Consider the following 18,577-nt stretch of genomic DNA (forward strand, 5'->3'; position numbering starts at 1 on the left):
TTCCTCACCAGCCGGGCTGATTTTGTCAGCCGGCTGGTGTTTTTTGGAGGTAAGATGAACTTCGCGAATCTATACCTTGTTCCCGTAGTTGTTTTTCTCTATAATGAAAGAAGCGTATATTACTGAAGGAGGATCATCGATGATCATTCATAACGTGGCTCTTGTCGGCCTCATCGTCGTTTCCGTTCTTCTCATCATCGTCGTTCTCTTGATGTCAGGCCGTACGGCTGGACTCGGAGCATTGACAGGTGGGGCAGAACAATTATTTGGTCGCCAAAAAGCCCGTGGCTTGGATGCGGTCCTAAATCGTGTAGCGTCTATTTTAGGGGCATTATTCTTTATCTTGGCGTTACTCGTCGCTTTTTATAAGTGAGTACTGAAACGACAGCCGTCCGATCGCGCTGTCGTTTTTTCTTATTTCTCGATTTCTATTTTTTCATTTTGGGGTATAGAGTTAGAGGGGGAATCATTTTATGAAAATCACATTACCAAAACCATTCTTTTTTGAAGGCGGCAACCGGGCAGTCCTGTTGTTGCACGGCTTCACCGGCTCAAGCGCCGATGTCCGGATGCTCGGACGTTACTTGCAAAAACATGGTTATACATCACTGGCACCACAATATAAAGGACACGCTGCCCCACCCGAAGAGCTGACGAAGACCGGGCCAGCCGACTGGTGGCAGGATGTCCTCGACGGTTACGAAGAGTTAAAAGCGAAAGGATACGACGAGATTGCGGTCTGCGGACTGTCACTCGGCGGTGTCATGTCGCTTCGACTTTCGATGCACCGTCCGGTCAAAGCGGTCATTCCGATGTGTGCGCCGGCTTACATCAAAAGTGAAGACGTCATGTATGCAGGAGTCACGGAGTATGCCAGAGAATTTAAGAAGCGAGAAGGAAAATCGGTCGAGGAAATCGAGCAGGAGATGGCTGTGTTCGAACCGATGCCGACCTTAAAGGATCTGCAAGCCTTGCTGAAAGATACACGCGATTCACTCGAAGATGTCTATGCACCGACACTCGTCATCCAAGCCCGCAATGATCATATGATCAACACGGATTCAGCCAACATCATCCATGATGGTGTCAGTGCCTTACAAAAAGATCTGATCTGGTATGAGAACTCAGGTCATGTCATTACGCTCGACAAAGAAAAAGAAACGCTCCACCAAGACATCCATGAATTTTTGGACGGCTTGAACTGGAGCCATTAACTGGAGGTGTCACGTTGGAATTACGTGAACGCATATTAGAGGTCATCGCGGCGGACGAACGTCCGTTGTCGATTGATCAATTAACGAAAAAACTGGAATTAACGGATACGGCACAGTTCAAGGAACTGATCCGGACGTTAAATGAACTTGAAGAAGAAGCGCTTGTCGCGCGGACCCGTTCGAACAAATACGGAACCCTCGCCCAAATCGGGCAAGTCGCCGGAAAAATCTCGGTCCACCAACGTGGATTCGGATTCGTTTCACCGGAAGACGGTTCTGCAGGCGATATCTTCCTGCCGGCACCGGAACTCGGCAATGTCTATAACGGGGACCGTGTCCTCGTCAAAGTTTTTGCTGAATCCAACGGCGGGGACCGCCGTGAAGGCAAGTTACTCAAGATTCTCTCACGCGGACCGGCTGATTTCGTCGGGACGTTTGTCAGTCCAAAAGGACGGATTGAGTCGATTGCCTACATTGAGCCGGATGATTCGAAGCTGACGTTCCTGCCGGTCGTCGCAAACGAAGATACACTCGGTGCCGTCGACGGACATAAAGTCCTCGCACGGATCACGAAGTATCCGGACGGCCGTTACGCGGGAACTGCCAAAGTCCTGCAAATCATCGGCCATAAAAATGACCCGGGTGTCGATATCCTGTCGATCGTCCACAAGCACGGCATCAATGTCGACTTCTCGGACGCAGCGATTGCGGAAGCAAATGACATTCCGGATCAAATCGATGAGAAAGATCTCGTCGGTCGCGTCGATTTACGCAAGGAAGTGACGGTCACGATTGATGGCGCTGACGCAAAAGACTTGGATGACGCCGTCCACGTCAAGAAACTTGCGAACGGCAACTACGAGCTGGGTGTCCATATCGCCGACGTCTCACATTACGTCAAGGAAGATTCACCGCTCGACGAAGAAGCCCGCGAACGTGGGACAAGTGTCTATCTCGTCGACCGCGTGATTCCGATGATTCCGCACCGCTTGTCAAACGGGATTTGTTCACTTAATCCACACGTCGACCGTTTGACGCTCAGCTGTATCATGGAGATTGATCAGAACGGTGCCGTCATCAACCAGGAAATCTTACAAAGTGTCATCAAGACGACGGAACGGATGACGTATACCGATGTCCGGAAAATCATCGAACGCGAAGACGAAGAAGTCATCGCGAAGTATCACGACCTCGTCGCGAACTTCGATCAGATGGCGGAACTCGCTGCGATTCTTCGCGAACGCCGCTCGCGCCGTGGGGCGATCAACTTCGACTTCCCGGAAGCAAAAGTCCTCGTCAACGAAGAAGGCAAGACAAGCGAAATCATCTTACGCGAACGGTCCGTTGCTGAAAAACTGATTGAAGAGTTTATGCTCGCAGCGAACGAAACGGTGGCGGAGCACGTCCAGCACCAAAAACTGCCGTTCATGTACCGGATCCACGATGAGCCGAAAGCAGAACGTCTCGATACGTTCTTCAAGTTCATCGCCAACTTCGGGATCAATGTTGAACGCAAAGGCGAGTCGGTCGCACCGAAGACGTTGCAATCGATCTTGAACGCCGTTGAAGGCGAACCGGAAGAAGCCGTCGTCAGTACGGTCATGTTACGGTCGCTCCAACAAGCAAAATATGACGTCGAACCGATTGGTCACTTTGGTCTGTCGACCGATTTCTATACTCACTTCACGTCACCGATCCGCCGGTATCCGGACTTGATGGTCCACCGTCTCCTGCGCGAGTACATCATTTTTAATGATAAATCGCAAAAGACACAGGACCGCTACTCTGCCATCCTGCCGGAAATCGCCGATCACGCTTCAAAACGTGAACGTCGTGCCGTCGATGCCGAACGGGAAACGAATGCTCTGAAAAAAGCCGAGTACATGGAACAACACATCGGCGAAACATTTGAAGGTGTCGTCAGTGGGGTGACCAACTTCGGCATGTTCGTCGAGTTACCGAACACGATCGAAGGACTCGTTCACATTCAGGCGATGACGGATGACTTCTACCGTTACGACGAAGCGAACTATCAATTGATGGGCGAACGGACGAAACAACAGTTCCGGATCGGCGACGTCGTTGAGATCAAAGTCACCGGTGTCAACATCGATGAGAAGACAATAGACTTCGCTGTCGTCGGGATGCCGGAACGTCAACCGAAAAAACGTTTTGAGTCGAAGACGATCCGTTCAAGCGGCGGCCGTCCGGGACAAAAACGCGACGACAAGAAAGACGACCGTCGCGGGAAGTCGAAGCGTCCGAGTAAGCCGAAGGACCAGTCGAAAGGCAAAGGGTTCGCGCTGAAGGACAAGAAGGATAAACCACCGTTCCATAAAGCGGTCTCGAATAAAAAACGGAAGCGCAAATAAGCGCTTCTGTTTAGAAATGTGGTGGAAGAGAGATGCCAAAAGGTACAAGTTCAAAAGTATTAGCCAACAACAAACGGGCGTCGTTTGATTATGCGATTGAAGATACGATCGAAGCGGGTCTCGTCTTGACGGGAACCGAAATTAAATCGGTCCGTAAAGGAAAAATCAGTATCGGCGACGCGTTCGTCCGGTTCGACGGCGGGGAAGCGATTCTCTGGAACTCGAACATCGCCCACTTCGAACAAGGGAACCGGTATAACCACGAACAGCTCCGTCCGCGGAAACTGTTGCTGCACAAAAAACAGATCGCCAATTTGATGGGACTCGTCTCGCGCGACGGCTACACGATCGTGCCGCTGAAGGTCTACATCAAGAACGGCTATGCGAAATGTCTGATCGGACTCGGCCGCGGGAAGAAGAAATTCGACAAGCGTGACGATCTGAAGAAGAAGGATGCGAAGCGTGATATCGACCGTGCGTTACGCGACAAGCAAAAGTATTGAACCCGTAACACTTTTCTGCTATTATAATAGTATTCGGAAAGCCCCAATTTTATATCTTGGGGACGTTACGGATTCGACGGGGGTAGTTCGGTCTTCTGTGGCGTGTCGAGGGGTCGGCCTCGTTAAAACGCATCAGCCATAACTGGCAAAACTAACACACAACTCGCAGCAGCTTAATAGCTACTACGGATCCTAGCAGCCGTCGCCTGGTCGGCTGATTTCTAGGGTCTCACTTTAAACAGGCTACGCTTGGACCCTTCCGTCTGGAGGGAAAGAGAAGAGATGGAATCAGACTGGTCGGACGGACGCCTGTCAATTGGCAGCCTGACGACGAGATCCCAATAAATTGACTACACACGTAGAAGCTTAAGTATACGATGCCTTCGGACGTGGGTTCGACTCCCACCGTCTCCATACCCTGAAATCGTTAAGATTTCAAAGATTGTCAAAACTCTTGTAAATACAAGGGTTTTTTTGTGTATTCTGTAAAATGTTAATTCAAAAGATAATATGTAATATTTTCAAAAATGATATACTATTGTTATTATTAGAAAGTATTACAAGTGATATTTTGGAGATGTGAATTATAATAAAAGGATGAGAAGAAAAAATGATTCAAGAAAAAGATGAGTATTTGAGGAATATAAAAATTTCTGATAATCAAATAGTTTTTCAAAAATGTTTAAAGATAACTGAACTTCAGTCAATGTATGATTTTAATGATAGAATTTTAAAGTTAATTTCAGATATGGATTCATGTTTATATTATGATTTATTAAGGATACTTTCACTATATAATTTATCTTTTAAAGGGTTTAACGCTCGCTTAAATATTGATTCTAATTCAAAGAAGATATTTAGTTTTGACAGTCAAACAAAACTAATCAATGTTTTTAAGAATGAAAAATTTAAACTTATTATTAATAATTTAGGATTTGAAACTATAGAAAGTCTAAACGGCGTTAATATTGAAAAGTTTATTGAATACGTGGGGCACTATTTACCTAAAGAAACTATTCAAAAAGAAATAGAATATTTACTCTCAGAAATCAATTTTGATCATAAAGAAAAAGGAGTAACTATTTTAGATAAAACTATTTATTTTAAATCTAATCAATTAAGTATACCTATAGATACTACTAGCACAAATTTAGGAATAATAAACCGCTATTTTATTGAGGAAAATATCAATCTTATAAGAGATTTACCGGATAATTTAGATAGTTTTTTCAACACGAAAAAAGGCATAGGTATTAGTAAAAAAAATAAAATTCTTTACTATTTAGAAAGTGTATCAAATGGATTACATGATAAGTACTTAGAATTAATTCCTGTTGATAATCAAATAGTTAAAGTGAAATTTGAGCCGGGGGAACTACTGATTGATAAAAAAACATATGATATTCCATTAATGTTTTTAGAAAAAAGAATTGATAATATTTTTTTTGCAAAACAAATCAAAGAATATTTAATAAAAGAAAATATATTTTATTTTAAAGAGTTAAAAGGAGATATTAAAAAAGAGTTAGTTGGCATACCTCAACTAGGAACTAAAAAAGTTAATGATTTTACTAAATTCTTAATAAATATTACAACAAATCAATCGAAACAAAAAATTATCGACGATTTTAAATACACTCTAAAGTGCATTTTGAAAGAAGGATATGATTTAAAATTATTAGGTTTGAAAGAAAGAAATTTAGAAATTTTTAAAAGACGTTACAATTATTTTGAAGGTGGTTTTAAGACACTAGAAAGTGTTTCTTCAGAATATGGGATGACCCGAGAAGGAGTCAGACAAATTGTAAAAAAAGTGACTATAACTATGTTAAGTCACTTTTACTGGTTTTGGATTGAGCTTCAAAGTTTTATCTCAACAGCTGGATATATATCTGATTCAGAGATCGATATTCTATTTAATTCATCTTTTACAAAGCAGGAGAGAAGGTTTATCGGAGCTATCTTATCAGAACTAACTGATCACTGGGTATACGAAGAAGAAGGTTATTACCATACAACTTCAAATGAGGATGCACAGCTTTTAAATGAAGTTATAAAAGTTAGAGTGAATCAGCTGTTTTTGAACAAATTATACGTAACTTATGCAGATATTGAAAAAATATTATTGGTAATTCAAGCAGAATATAAAATGTTTCCTGTTAATTTTTTTTGGGAGAAAAGTGATGTCAAGCAGATTATAATAGATGGAAAAACGAACTTATTTTTGAAAGATTCACTTGAAGAAATGGCTTATAAAGTCTACAGAATGTATTTTAAAAATGGATTATTCTTACCAAAAGAATCTCATCGCTTTATAGAGGTTTTAAAAGAAGAGTTACCAAATGTTCAGTTTAATTTTACAGCACGCAGTATTACTAGTTATATTCAACGTACGGCTTATTTGTGGAATCGTGGTTATTACGTACCTAAAGAAAAAATAAAAAGTTATTCAATTATGCAATTCGAAGAGATTATTAAATCAATTGAACATCATCTGAGGAATAATAATTTATTTGAAATGAATATAAATCTAGTTTTTGAAAGCTATAAAAAAATGTTAAATGTTATAGGGATTGATAATTATTATGCGCTTCATACTGTTTTAAAATATTTGGATCCAAATAGCATTTACTTTAGCAAAGTACCATATATTCGTTTAATAGAGTATTCAAACGATGAACATATTACGCATGCTGAAAGAATAGAAAATTATTTTTTGCGTGCACAAGAACCTGTGAATCGTAATAAAGCTTTGGAATACTTTATGAAAACTATTGGAATGAAGCAATATAGCTTTGATCAAAGATTAACTTTAGATTGTCATAATATCATGCAATTTGATTTTAATGAGTTTGTTCATATTGATAATCTGGAGATAAAAGAAGAAAATTTAGAAGGTTTAGTAATACAGCTAGATAAAGAAATCGAAAAATTTGATGTTTCTCTACCTATAACAATCATAAAAAAAGCTTTACTAAAGCGTGCAAAAATTCAATCTTACCCTCTTTTGTTTTCACTGTTGAAGTATTTTTACCCAGAAAAATTTACATATTATCGTTATCCTTTGATTACCAAAAAGGAAGATGTAAAGCTAGGGTATCTATCGTTGAAAACGCAATTAGAAACTCATATTTTAATGCAAGGGGAGATTTCATATATGTCTCAAATTTATGCTCATTTTTCTAAATTTGGTTGGACTAATAATGAAATTTCGACTCGTATTTCGTTATCTGAAGATATACTTCCGGTAGAGAAAGGTAAAATGTATGCTCATCGTGATGTTTTAGGATTAAAAGATGAACATATTAATTATTTATCAAATAGTATATTTGAATATTATGTAAAAAATTATGAAAGTCAAAATAAATTTTTTATTACTATAAATGAAGAATCACTTTATTTATTACAACAAGATATTGATTTTCCCAAGCTTAAAGCAAATCAACTATGGACAGTGGATCTTCTTAGATCAATTTTAAAAATATCAAATAAATTTTTTACACCTTTCTTTAAAGACTCAAATTTGTTTGCTAAAGAAAATAAATATAATTTAAATGATATCGAGTCAATCCTTGTTCATATATTAAATACAAAATTTGAGGGCAAAGCAACAATTGAAAGTTTTGAGAAATGGCTTCTTAAAAATGAAATGATGTCTAGTAAGTATTTTAAAAGTATTTTAGAAGAAGAAGATGTTAATTATGAACACGATAATTTATTCATTTCAGTAAAGAAGTAAAAGAGGTGTCTTATGCTAGACTCATTAAATTTAAAAGCAGTTTACGACACAACAACTGATAATATTAGTAAAGATTTAATTATTCCACTTTTGAAAAACTCTGTGGACTATAAAAGAGGTGTAGGTTTTTTTACTAGCAGTTGGTTATCAATTAATCTAAATGGAATACTTGAATTTATTGAAAACAACGGACATGCAACAATTATTACATCACCTAATTTAGAAAATATCGATGTAGAAGCCTTAGCATATGGGGAAAGAGCCAAAGAAAGTGCAACACTTTACGAAGTTCTTTTTAAAGAAGTAGAAAATATGTCAAGAAAAATGAATTATGAAAGTAAAATTTTATTAGCTTGGTTAGTCGCTGATGAATTACTAACATTTAAAATTGCAATTCCCAAACACACTAAAGGTATGTTTCATGATAAATATGCTATTTTCACAGATGAGGTTGGTAACAAGGTTGTTCTGCATGGCTCCTTAAACGATTCTTATAATGCTTTTACAAACAATGGTGAAGGGATATCTGTTTTTCAATCATGGGAAAAAGGATTGGGTGATTATATTTCATTTCATGAAAAAAAATTTGAGTTATTAAATAGTAATCAAAATGATTTTTTTACTGTATTAGATATTCCATCTGGTATCAAAAATGCTGTTATAAAATTTAAAGAAAATAACGTCAATCGTCCATATCATTTAAAACAAGATTTGATTGATATTCCTGCAATTCCATCGGACTTAAAACTTCACGATTACCAAGAAAGGGCGATAAAAGCATGGGAAGAGAATGAAAAAAAAGGACTTTTAACGATGGCAACAGGAACAGGGAAAACTATAACAGCACTATCGGCGACTATTAATCAATTTGAACGCCAAAATAGAATTGTGAATGTAATCTCTGTACCGTTCCAACATTTAGTTAAACAATGGGCTGCTGATGCAAAAAGATTTGGTTACGAGCCTATTGAATGTTTAAGTGATAATACTAAATGGAAACTTCAGATGCGATCTGCAATCGATGAATATAATTATGGTGATATAAAACATTTGACGCTGATAGTGACACATCAATCTAACTCAAATTTAGAAGGGTTTTTATCTTTATTAAGTCGTATAAAGCGTCAAAATGAAATTCTATATATAGCGGATGAAGTACATTATTTAGGATCTAGAACTTTAAGACATAGTTTGAGAAATAGTATAGAAATGCGTTTAGGTCTATCTGCAACACCTAAACGATGGAGAGATGAAGAGGGGACAAAAATCTTAAATGACTATTTCGATAAGGAGGTTTTTTCATTCCCAATCGAAAAAGCCATATCTAAAGGTTTTTTAACTCCTTATAAATATATACCGAAAGTTGTTTATTTGAACGAAGAAGAACAACAAAACTATACAAATTTGTCTCGTCAAATTGCAGCTGCATTACAGAGTTCTAGTGAATATGTTGAAGCAATCATTCGAAGACGTAATCAAATAATCCATACAGCAGAGAATAAGCAATTACAGTTTTTTAAAGACTTGGAAGATCAAATTGAAAATGAACAAATTGAGAACGTTTCACATACAATAGTTTATTGCCCTGAAGGTAATCATCGGGATATTTTAAGGAAAATTTCAAGATATCATCTTTTTGTACAACAAATTGTAGGAAGTACAAATGTTAAAAAACGTTTACTTTATTTAGATGAGTTTTCTAAAAAAGAAATACAAATGTTAGTAGCGATGAAATGTTTAGATGAAGGCGTTGATATTCCCGCGACGAAACGAGCATACTTCTTAGCCAGTACAAGTAATCCGAGGCAGTTTATTCAGCGAAGAGGTAGAATACTAAGGATATTCGATGGGAAAAAAGAAGCTATTATTCATGACTATTTAGTATTCCCTATAAATAATATGAAATTAGAATCTAATAAACTCCTAGTAAAAAAAGAATTAGCTAGGTTCATGGAATTTCAATTCTGTTCCCTTAACAGTGAAGAGTGTTTAAAATATATTCGACCTTTCTTGAAAGCTCTAGATTTAGAACATTTATTATATTTTAATCGTGAAGAAATTTATACTTTATTAGGAGGAGACTATGACAAATAATAAAATATATAAAAGAATTATAAACATGTTGCAAACTGAAGATAAGCAAATTTTGCATTTTATTGAGGATATATTAGTTGATAGTGAACATATTACTGTTGAGGAATTAACTGCAAAATACAAAAGAAATATTTCAATTTATGTGGAGGAACGTAATGAAATTAAAATGGATTGAAATCACGAATTTTAAGCAATTCTATGGTACTCATCGTGTAATCTTCGCTGATAGTGATAATGAGAACGTTACAGTAGTATACGGAGAAAATGGTAAAGGTAAAACTACTATATATCGTGCTTTTATATATGCATTTCATGGAGACAAACGTTTAGAGCGTGATGGGCAGTTAAGTAAAAATCATAAAAGTGGAAATGAAATTTATCATATTGGGAACACTGCAGCACTTGAAGAAAATGGATATGTTGATGTTTCTGTAAGAGTAGCGTACGAACATGAGGGAAAGTACTATGAAATCAAACGTAGTATGGTAGCAACACAAGAAGGTAAAGTTATAGAAGAGGCAGATTTAGAATCAGAAACATATTTAAAAATTACTGAAAACGGTTTAACGGATACATTTAGAGATATTGATGAAATTAACAAAATTGCTGAAGAAGCTTTAAGCAAGAGAATGCGTCAATATTTTTTATTTGATGGTGAACAAATTGAAGAAATGACAAAATCTACACTAGAGCAGCGACGTCAAGTTAAGGATGGTATTAAAAAATTATTAGGCGTAGATTCTTTATATAGTACCATTGAGACCATTGAAAAAATCGTAAATGATTATAAGAAAAAAATAAAAAATCAGGCTAAAGGCGAGCATTTAATTGCATTAGAAAAATTAGAAAAAATCGATCAAGAAAAAGAAAGTATGTACGAGGAAATCCAGAAATTAGAATTCGATATTGAAAGAATGAAAAGAGATAAGGAAGAAATTAATGAGTATCTTGAAAAAAATAGTACAGTCAGAAAAAAAGTAGAAGAACGCGAAAGAGCTGAAGAATTACTGAAATCTTTAGAAAAATCTAAGGAATCATTAGTGCGGAGTGTAAAAGAAGCTGGAAGTAAATCTATTTTTTCGATTTCTGAAGTACTTTTAAAATCAACACAATCAAACATTAAGATGGAATTTAAAAATTTGGGTGAAAGTTTTAATATTAGCTATGGCGTGTTAAAAGAGTTTTTAACTAAAGAAACTTGTGGTGTCTGTGGTACACCTGCTGTAAATGGATCTATTGAATATTTAAAAATTGAAAATCTGCTGGATAATATCAATGAATCTGAATATCGAGAAGCACTAAATGAATTAAACTTGAATGTAGCAATTGTTCATGAAAAAGTAGATGAAAGTAAAAGTCATATTCATTCATTACGTGATGAAATAAGCAAATTACTAATTGAAATTAAGAGTGTAAAAAAAAATATCCCTGAAATTGATCAAGAGATACGAAACTTTGGCGATCAAGATGCAAAAGAAAAAGAATGGGCACGTGAAAAGATAATTCGTAAAATGGGTGAAACGGACGCTAAAATAAATATATTGAGACAAAAACTTGTTGAAAATCGTGAAGAAAGAAATATTCAAAAACTTAAAACTGAAGAATTAAGAAAATTAGAAGCTAGTCGAAGTATTTATGAAGATTATAAAGAATTCGCTGAGAGATCACTTAAAGAATTGTTAACGGTAAAAGCTCAATTTACAGAGGAAATGGCTAAACAAATTTCAAATGTTTCAACACGTATATTTAAGCAATTACTAGATAAAGATTCTCGTATGAATTTTAACGAGGTTATAGTAAAAGAAGATTTTTCATTAGACATAACTTCGTATGGTAATTTTGAATTTTTATCTAACATTTCTTCAGGTCAACGCCATATTTTATCAATATCGTTTATTTTAGCATTATTAGAAATCTCAGAAGGTAAAGGAAATCAGTTGAAAACGCCATTATTTATGGATACACCCTTCGGTCGTATTTCTGGTGAAAATCGTGATAACCTTTTAAAAACAATTCCTCAAAAAGCAGCGCAATGGATTTTATTAGTGACAGATACCGAGTTTACTAGTTCTGAAGTGAGCGCATTGAGACCAACAAATCGTTGGGGGAAATTATATGAAATTAAATTAATAGGACCTGGTAAAGCAATCATTGAAGAAGGGAACGTGAAGACATTTGTTCCGAAACGTTAAGGTATATATATGAACAGACCAATTCGTTATATTAATTTTGGAGATGATGTTCGATTAAGATATCGCAAATCATTCCAAGGAATTTATAAAGAACTTGCTGGAGATCATGATACTGGAAAGGAAGGTATTTTATTTCAAGATAATGGTGAACTTTTTTTGTTCTGCGCTATGCTAGCTATAAATAAAGGCGAAAAATCAGAATCAATTTTAGAAACAACAGCCTTTCGTTTTTCTTCAATAAAATCAAATGAATTACGTACTATTTATTTTTTAATTGCTATTTCGGACCAAGATGGTTTGAATGCAGATAAATTTAATGACGTAAAGTCGCTCAAGTCAATCGTAGAATCTTACGCAGATCGTGGCATGGAAATTCTTTGGGAAGAATTATTAAAGGATTATTTTACTTATAGAGATAACCATTATACATTTATAGGTGATTCAAAAACTCTTGATTTTCAAAAAAGTTGGTTACAATATTTAATGTAGGTAAATACAACGAACTTTTTTTGAGAATTTGAAACGGAGCTGACATCTATGATACGACGTGCCACCTTGATGGACGGAAAGGCATTATCGGATTTGATGAGACGGATTGATCGGGAAACGAAGTATATGTTGTACGAACCGGAAGAACGCAGCATGTCAACGGAACAGGCGGAAGCGTTCATCGAACGATTTGGTCAGGCGGCGAACTCGGACATCTTCGTCGTCGATGTCGATGAGCAACTCGTCGGCTATGTGTTGGTCGTCGGTGGAAAACCAAGCCGGATCCGTCACCGGGCGAACCTCGTCATCGGCTTGCTCGATGCCTATACCGGTCGAGGGCTCGGTGCCGGATTACTCGAAGCAGTCGATGCCTTTGCCGTTGAAGCGGGACTCGTCCGGCTCGAATTGACGGTCCGCAAAGATAACCTGCGGGCAATCGAGTTGTATCATAAGTTCGGCTTCAACATCGAAGGAACACGGATTGCCTCGCTGTTTATTGACGGCGAGTACGTCGACGAACTGGCGATGTCGAAAATATTTACAGCAGAAGAAACCTAAAAAAGATGCTCGCTTGCCTCCTCTCAGATTGAGACGGGACAGACGAGCATCTTTTTTATTGTGATAATTTTTGTTGTTCGAACTCGACTTCGAGGACATTTTTTGCATAATCCTTACCCCAATCGTACATCGCATCTAAAATCGGCATCAGACTGTGGCCGTGTGGCGTCAATGAATATTCGACCTTCGGCGGAACGACCGGATAGACTTCCCGGTGAATGATATGGTGATCTTCCAGCTCCCGTAATTGATTAACGAGCATCCGTTGCGTAATGCCGGGCATCAGACTTTTCAGCTCTCCGAAGCGTTTAGTCCCTTCTTTACCAAGGTGCCAAAGAATCAGCATCTTCCATTTCCCCCCGATGATCGATAGGGTCAATTCTTTTTCACAGTTAAACTGCCGGTCTTCAAAATGTGGCATCAATCCACCTCCTTTTTTAGTATAGCCCTCTTGTCATCGACAGTATACTTTTCCGCACTATGTATGAAAAACCGCACTATGTAAATTAAAAGTGCGTACTTTCCAAGTTCGTCCATGAGGATTATATTTAGTCATGTTCCTTCACGAACGTCAGAAGGAAGTGCCAGGATTCACAAAATAGAGAGAAGAATGGGAGAGATCAATTATGAAATTACAACTCGCAATCGATTTAGTAGATACAGCAGGTGCCATCGCTTTAGTCAAAGAAATTGGTGAAGAAAACTTAGATATCGTTGAGATCGGGACACCGGTCGTCATCAACGAAGGGCTTCGCGCCGTTAAAGAAATGAAAGCGGCATTCCCGAACTTAACGGTTCTCGCCGACTTAAAAATCATGGATGCTGCCGGCTATGAAGTCAGCCAAGCTGTCGCACACGGTGCCGATATCGTGACGATTCTTGGAGCAGCCGAAGATATGTCGATCCAAGGTGCCGTTGAAGAAGCGAAAAAATCAGGCAAGAAGATTTTGGTTGATATGATCGCTGTCAAAGATATCGCGACACGTGCGAAAGAACTTGATGAACTCGGTGTTGACTACATCTGTGTCCACACAGGTTACGATCTTCAAGCCGTCGGTCAAAACTCGTTCGAGGATCTCGCGACAATCAAATCCGTTGTTAAAAATGCTAAAACAGCAGTTGCTGGTGGCATCAAGATGGAAACATTACCGGAAGTCATCGCAGCGCGTCCTGACCTCATCATCGTCGGTGGCGGGATTACCGGACAAGACGATAAACAAGGAACAGCGTCAACGATGCGTCGGATGCTGCAAGAGGCGTAAATGACACATATTCAAATGATTGTACAAGAGCTGACGTCGACGGTCGAAGCGATTGATCAAGCCGAGACGACGCAACTCGCGGAAGCCGTTCTAAAGGCAGACCGGATCTTTCTCGCTGGAGCCGGTCGCTCCGGCTTGATGGGCAAAGCGTTTGTCATGCGTCTGATGCACATGAACTTCGATGCGTACGTCGTCGGTGAGACGGTCACAGCGAACTTGCGGGAAGGCGACTTGTTGATCATCGGATCAGGATCCGGTGAGACGAAAACACTCGTCCCGATTGTCGAGAAAGCGAAACAGATCGGTGGAACCGTCGCGGTCGTCACGATTGAGCCGACGTCGACACTGGCGAAGCTAGCGGACTTAACCGTGAAACTGCCGGGAGTGCCGAAAGAGCGGACAGCCACGGCGGACGAAACGGTTCAGCCGATGGGATCATTGTTTGAGCAAACGATGTTGCTGTTTTACGACGCATTGATTCTTCACATCATGGCGGCGAAACAACTTGATTCAAAAACGATGTACGGCAAACATGCTAATTTGGAATAGAAGAAATCAAAAGACCGATCGACGTGGTGACACGCCGATCGGTCTTTTCAGTTATTATTGAATAGTTAGTTATTTATAAGACGAATTGTAATATTAAGTGCAACACCTAACTGAAAACACATTTCCAGACATTTAATCGACCAGCTTGTGGTTTGGCATACCATGGCACTACAATTATTCTGCTTGAGTCACTATCGATATTTTGTGATATCGTCATCTCTTCAAGTTATTTTAAAAAATCTGCTGGTCTTCAAGAACTGGCTTTGATTATCATAAGAGCAGTAGAAAAAAGTACATGATTCATTTCGGAATTTAATTTTTGAAAGGTCTGATTAAAATCGAAACGAAATTGATTATTTTACGTGGGAATTCTGGAAGCGGGAAAACAACAATTGCAAAATTGCTTCAAAAAAATTTAGGGGAAGAAACGTTGCTTGTTTCGCAAGACGTTGTACGACGCGAGATGTTGATGGTATCGGATTTACAGGGCAATATGTCAATCGAGTTGATTAAAAGAATTACGGAGTTTGCTAAAGGTACGTGCAAAGTGGTTATTTTAGAGGGGATATTGAAAAAACAAGTTTATGAAGAATTACTACTTAATCTCATTGACTACTTTGATCATCACGTCTATGCCTATTATTTTGATTTACCTTTTACAGAAACGGTCGAGCGACATAAATTACGTTCTTCTGCAAAGGAGTTTGGAGAAGAACGTTTAAATACTTGGTGGATTCCGAATGATCACTTGGGAATAAACGGAGAAATGATGCTCACCAGCGATATGAGCCAACAAGATATCGTGGACTTAATTCTTCATCAAATCAATGAATCGCCCTGTTCATAAAAAGGGGAATGTACCGGATTACGAGTATACTACCTAAAAGACATCTTTGTTGATTAGAAATGTAGTGCATTGCAATCCAAGATTTCAAAAAGGGTTACGTGTTACGTTTGAATCAAGTACACTAAAATAACAAATTTTTTCATATTATGTTTTGTGGAAATGAATCTGACATCTTATGATACGACGTGCCACGTTGATGGACGGGAAGGCCTTATCGGATTTGATTCGACGGATTGATCGGGAAACGAAATATATGTTGTATGAACTGGAAGAACGCAGCATGTAGACGGAGCAGTCGGAAGCGTTTATCGAACGATTTGCTCAGGCGGCGAACTCGGACATCTTTGTCGTTGATGTTGATGAACAGCTCGTCGGCTATGTATTGGTCGTCGGTGGCAAACCAATTAGAATCCGTCACAGGGCGAACCTTGTGATCGGTTTGATGGATGCCTATACGGGTCGTAGGTTTGGTGTCGTGTTACTTGAAGCAAAGGTTTTTACAGAAGCTGAATATCTTGCAATTGACCAGTCGGATTTGTCCGACTGGTCTTTTTTGATATAAATTCTAATGTTTTTAGTCTAAAAAGGAAAACATATACTTATTTTTAGATAAAATACAAGTGTAAGAAGTTGATAATTAATATAATTAAAAAATGAGTCATTAAATTTGTTGTAAAAGGTGGACGATTAAAATGAACGAAATAAATGAAGAAATTAAGATAGCTGAAAAAATGAAGTTTTGGGAAGAACAAGAACAAATTAATAACCTGATTGTTGAAAGACTTGTTGATTTAAGAAAAGAGACTGCAATTCAGGCAGTAGAAGCGGAAGTAATTAAAAACGAATATATTAAATACAAATCTGAAAATGAAAAAAATCTTCATAGAATTACGGATATCGAGAATTTAAATCAAGTATTTAGTAATCAAATAGAAGATCAAAATAAAAAAATAAACGATTTAATTGAGCGACCAAGATTGAAGTCGAAAAAAGAAGAAAGATTAGCCATTAGTGCTATAACTCTATCTTTAGTCTCAATTTTAATAAGTATTCTATCCATAGCTATTTTTTAAGGAGATTTTATAAATGCTACTTTCACACATAATCGAAGAACTTACTGTTAATGGAACAGGTGTAATTTCTAAAAGTGTATTAAAAAGTGTATTAAAAGATAATAGTGTTTGGCAACGAGAAAAATACAAGGAAGCCATATCTGAACATATCTTCAATGAAGAAAAATTTGGACCCAATGATATATTGGCAAATGTAGCAGAACAAGTAGAGGGATTTACACTTTCTCTCATTGACCAGATGCCTGATTTTCCTGAAATTTTAGATATGAATTTAGATTTTAGCTTTGTCACAGATTCTATGGAAGAAATCGAGAACGTGATGTCAAATATGATGGGCCTAGATTTACCCGAGGGGTTAGATTTACTTCCGGGCGCTTCTGAACTTATTTTAGGGATAAGATTATTATTAGATATAAAAGCAGTAAATAAAGAATTCACAGGAATGCCAAATGATAAAAAGAAAAATATAATGGCTGCGAAAGCACTTGTTACAATTTCTAAATTCGGTGTGACCACTACACTCACTTCTGTTGGAGCTATAGCAGGAGGTGCAGTAGGTGCTCATTTTGCAGGAATTGGTGCTGCTGTTACAGGACCAGCGGGTGCGATTGCCGGAGGTTTTGCTGCGAGAAAAATTAATAAAACGATAGCGCCACATGCCCAAGATATTGCTTATCAATTGCTTGACCTTAATAAAGTCGATATTTTTTACTTTAAAAACAAAGTTCGAATCGATGATATTGGTATTGGACTATTAAATATGAAAAAACGATTAATTGCAGAATTCAATTAAAAAAAGATTGATGGATGTAAAAGACTTAAAGCCGACATTCTAAGGTGAAATGTCGGCTTTAAGTCTTTTACCATTTAAAACCAAAATCAGCACCGACGTCTTTCGCGAGGTGCGCATCCGATCCGTAAACGAGCGGAATGCCTAAAGACTGCGTGAGTTGCAGGAGTTCCGGGTAAGGATAGGAAAGACCGCATAACGGTTTACGCAGTCCTGCTGTATTGAGGTCGAGCGTAAAGTCCGCCTGGCGGATTTTACGGACCGTCTCGTCAAGATTTGCCGGCGTCTGTTCGAGCGGATAGGCTTGGATAAATTTTGTCGGCAACGTCAGGTGACCGAGACGTTTTGGTTGATGCGTCCCGAGGTTCGTCATGACGAGCGCTTGGATGCCTTCGTAATACCGTTCGTGAGCCGCCGTGACACTGCCCGTCGCCGTGACGATCTCACCAAAACTTTCCTTGCTGAAGTCGACCATGTAATACCGGTCCTCGATCCAGAGGTAATGCAGCGACAGGATGCCGTCCGTCAGCTCGGGACCATAACGGGCGATGATGTCTCGCGTGCCGTCGACGTCATGCTCCCAGTAATCAAACTCCATTCCGATCCGGATGTCGATGTCGTTTTTGTATGTGTCGCGTAACGTCTTCAGTTCTTCAATGTAGCGTTCGGCGGTCGCAAACGACATCCCGGAATCGTTATCGGGTGCCGGATCGACGAGTCCTTCCGGAAGCGGAGCGTGCTCGGTGAAGCTGATCCGTTCGAGACCTTGTAACAGGGCGCGTTCGATGTAGGCTTCGAGTGGATCCTTTGTTCCGTGCGGACAATACGGGCTGTGGACGTGACCGTCCCATTTGATCAATTGCATGACAAAACCTCCAATATGTTTTTTTCAGTA

The 18,577-nt window shown here is 38.4% G+C and carries 17 protein-coding genes and 1 other RNA gene; 16 read left to right on the forward strand and 2 right to left on the reverse strand.

Features of this window, described 5'->3' with window-relative positions; genetic code table 11:
- Positions 1–139: 139 nt before the first annotated feature.
- From secG to MUN34_RS02080, 11 genes are all read left to right on the forward strand, one after another.
- Positions 140–373, forward strand: coding sequence for a preprotein translocase subunit SecG (gene secG / locus MUN34_RS02030; RefSeq protein WP_012371248.1), 234 nt, complete (start codon positions 140–142; stop codon positions 371–373).
- Between the two features lie 100 nt (positions 374–473).
- Positions 474–1,214: an alpha/beta hydrolase gene (locus MUN34_RS02035; protein WP_026827597.1), complete on the forward strand. Its 741-nt coding sequence runs from the start codon at positions 474–476 to the stop codon at positions 1,212–1,214.
- Positions 1,215–1,228: 14 nt separating this feature from the next.
- Positions 1,229–3,586, forward strand: coding sequence for a ribonuclease R (gene rnr, locus MUN34_RS02040; protein WP_247856770.1), 2,358 nt, complete (start codon positions 1,229–1,231; stop codon positions 3,584–3,586).
- A gap of 32 nt (positions 3,587–3,618) precedes the next feature.
- The gene (gene smpB / locus MUN34_RS02045) at positions 3,619–4,089 is read left to right on the forward strand and encodes an SsrA-binding protein SmpB (RefSeq protein WP_014971147.1); all 471 of its coding nucleotides are present in this window, start codon (positions 3,619–3,621) and stop codon (positions 4,087–4,089) included.
- 58 nt (positions 4,090–4,147) lie between these two features.
- Positions 4,148–4,506: a transfer-messenger RNA gene (gene ssrA / locus MUN34_RS02050) on the forward strand.
- A gap of 193 nt (positions 4,507–4,699) precedes the next feature.
- Positions 4,700–7,828: a hypothetical protein gene (locus MUN34_RS02055; RefSeq protein WP_247856771.1), complete on the forward strand. Its 3,129-nt coding sequence runs from the start codon at positions 4,700–4,702 to the stop codon at positions 7,826–7,828.
- Between the two features lie 12 nt (positions 7,829–7,840).
- Positions 7,841–9,922: a DEAD/DEAH box helicase family protein gene (locus MUN34_RS02060; RefSeq protein WP_247856773.1), complete on the forward strand. Its 2,082-nt coding sequence runs from the start codon at positions 7,841–7,843 to the stop codon at positions 9,920–9,922.
- Positions 9,912–10,097: a hypothetical protein gene (locus MUN34_RS02065; protein WP_247856774.1), complete on the forward strand. Its 186-nt coding sequence runs from the start codon at positions 9,912–9,914 to the stop codon at positions 10,095–10,097. The genes MUN34_RS02060 and MUN34_RS02065 overlap by 11 nt, the downstream gene beginning before the upstream one ends.
- Positions 10,078–12,114, forward strand: coding sequence for an AAA family ATPase (locus MUN34_RS02070; protein ID WP_247856775.1), 2,037 nt, complete (start codon positions 10,078–10,080; stop codon positions 12,112–12,114). Before MUN34_RS02065 ends, MUN34_RS02070 begins: the two co-directional genes overlap by 20 nt.
- A 9-nt stretch (positions 12,115–12,123) precedes the next feature.
- Positions 12,124–12,603, forward strand: a complete 480-nt coding sequence (locus MUN34_RS02075; protein WP_247856776.1) for a hypothetical protein — start codon at positions 12,124–12,126, stop codon at positions 12,601–12,603.
- A gap of 48 nt (positions 12,604–12,651) precedes the next feature.
- Positions 12,652–13,161 (forward strand): GNAT family N-acetyltransferase, encoded by a 510-nt coding sequence (locus tag MUN34_RS02080; protein ID WP_247856777.1) that lies wholly within the window; start codon positions 12,652–12,654, stop codon positions 13,159–13,161.
- Between the two features lie 55 nt (positions 13,162–13,216).
- On the opposite strand, the gene MUN34_RS02085 is transcribed toward MUN34_RS02080, so the two are convergent.
- Positions 13,217–13,582, reverse strand: coding sequence for a winged helix-turn-helix transcriptional regulator (locus MUN34_RS02085; RefSeq protein ID WP_026827604.1), 366 nt, complete (start codon positions 13,580–13,582; stop codon positions 13,217–13,219).
- A gap of 205 nt (positions 13,583–13,787) precedes the next feature.
- Here MUN34_RS02085 and hxlA point away from each other — a divergent pair, with 205 nt between their 5' ends.
- The 5 genes from hxlA to MUN34_RS02110 all read left to right on the forward strand — a co-directional run bounded on the left by hxlA (position 13,788) and on the right by MUN34_RS02110 (position 17,685).
- Positions 13,788–14,423, forward strand: a complete 636-nt coding sequence (gene hxlA, locus MUN34_RS02090) for a 3-hexulose-6-phosphate synthase (protein ID WP_026827605.1) — start codon at positions 13,788–13,790, stop codon at positions 14,421–14,423.
- The gene (gene hxlB / locus MUN34_RS02095) at positions 14,424–14,972 is read left to right on the forward strand and encodes a 6-phospho-3-hexuloisomerase (RefSeq protein WP_247856778.1); all 549 of its coding nucleotides are present in this window, start codon (positions 14,424–14,426) and stop codon (positions 14,970–14,972) included.
- Between the two features lie 328 nt (positions 14,973–15,300).
- Positions 15,301–15,819 (forward strand): AAA family ATPase, encoded by a 519-nt coding sequence (locus MUN34_RS02100; protein ID WP_247857029.1) that lies wholly within the window; start codon positions 15,301–15,303, stop codon positions 15,817–15,819.
- A 692-nt stretch (positions 15,820–16,511) separates the two neighbouring features.
- Positions 16,512–16,892, forward strand: a complete 381-nt coding sequence (locus MUN34_RS02105; protein WP_247856779.1) for a hypothetical protein — start codon at positions 16,512–16,514, stop codon at positions 16,890–16,892.
- Positions 16,893–16,905: 13 nt separating this feature from the next.
- The gene (locus tag MUN34_RS02110; RefSeq protein ID WP_247856780.1) at positions 16,906–17,685 is read left to right on the forward strand and encodes a hypothetical protein; all 780 of its coding nucleotides are present in this window, start codon (positions 16,906–16,908) and stop codon (positions 17,683–17,685) included.
- A 67-nt stretch (positions 17,686–17,752) separates the two neighbouring features.
- On the opposite strand, the gene hisJ is transcribed toward MUN34_RS02110, so the two are convergent.
- On the reverse strand, positions 17,753–18,547 hold the full coding sequence (gene hisJ, locus MUN34_RS02115) for a histidinol-phosphatase HisJ (RefSeq protein WP_247856782.1): 795 nt from the start codon (positions 18,545–18,547) through the stop codon (positions 17,753–17,755).
- Between the last annotated feature and the right edge of the window lie 30 nt (positions 18,548–18,577).

The sequence above is a fragment of the Exiguobacterium sp. 17-1 genome, from assembly GCF_023096305.1.
Taxonomy (GTDB): domain Bacteria; phylum Bacillota; class Bacilli; order Exiguobacteriales; family Exiguobacteriaceae; genus Exiguobacterium_A; species Exiguobacterium_A sibiricum_A.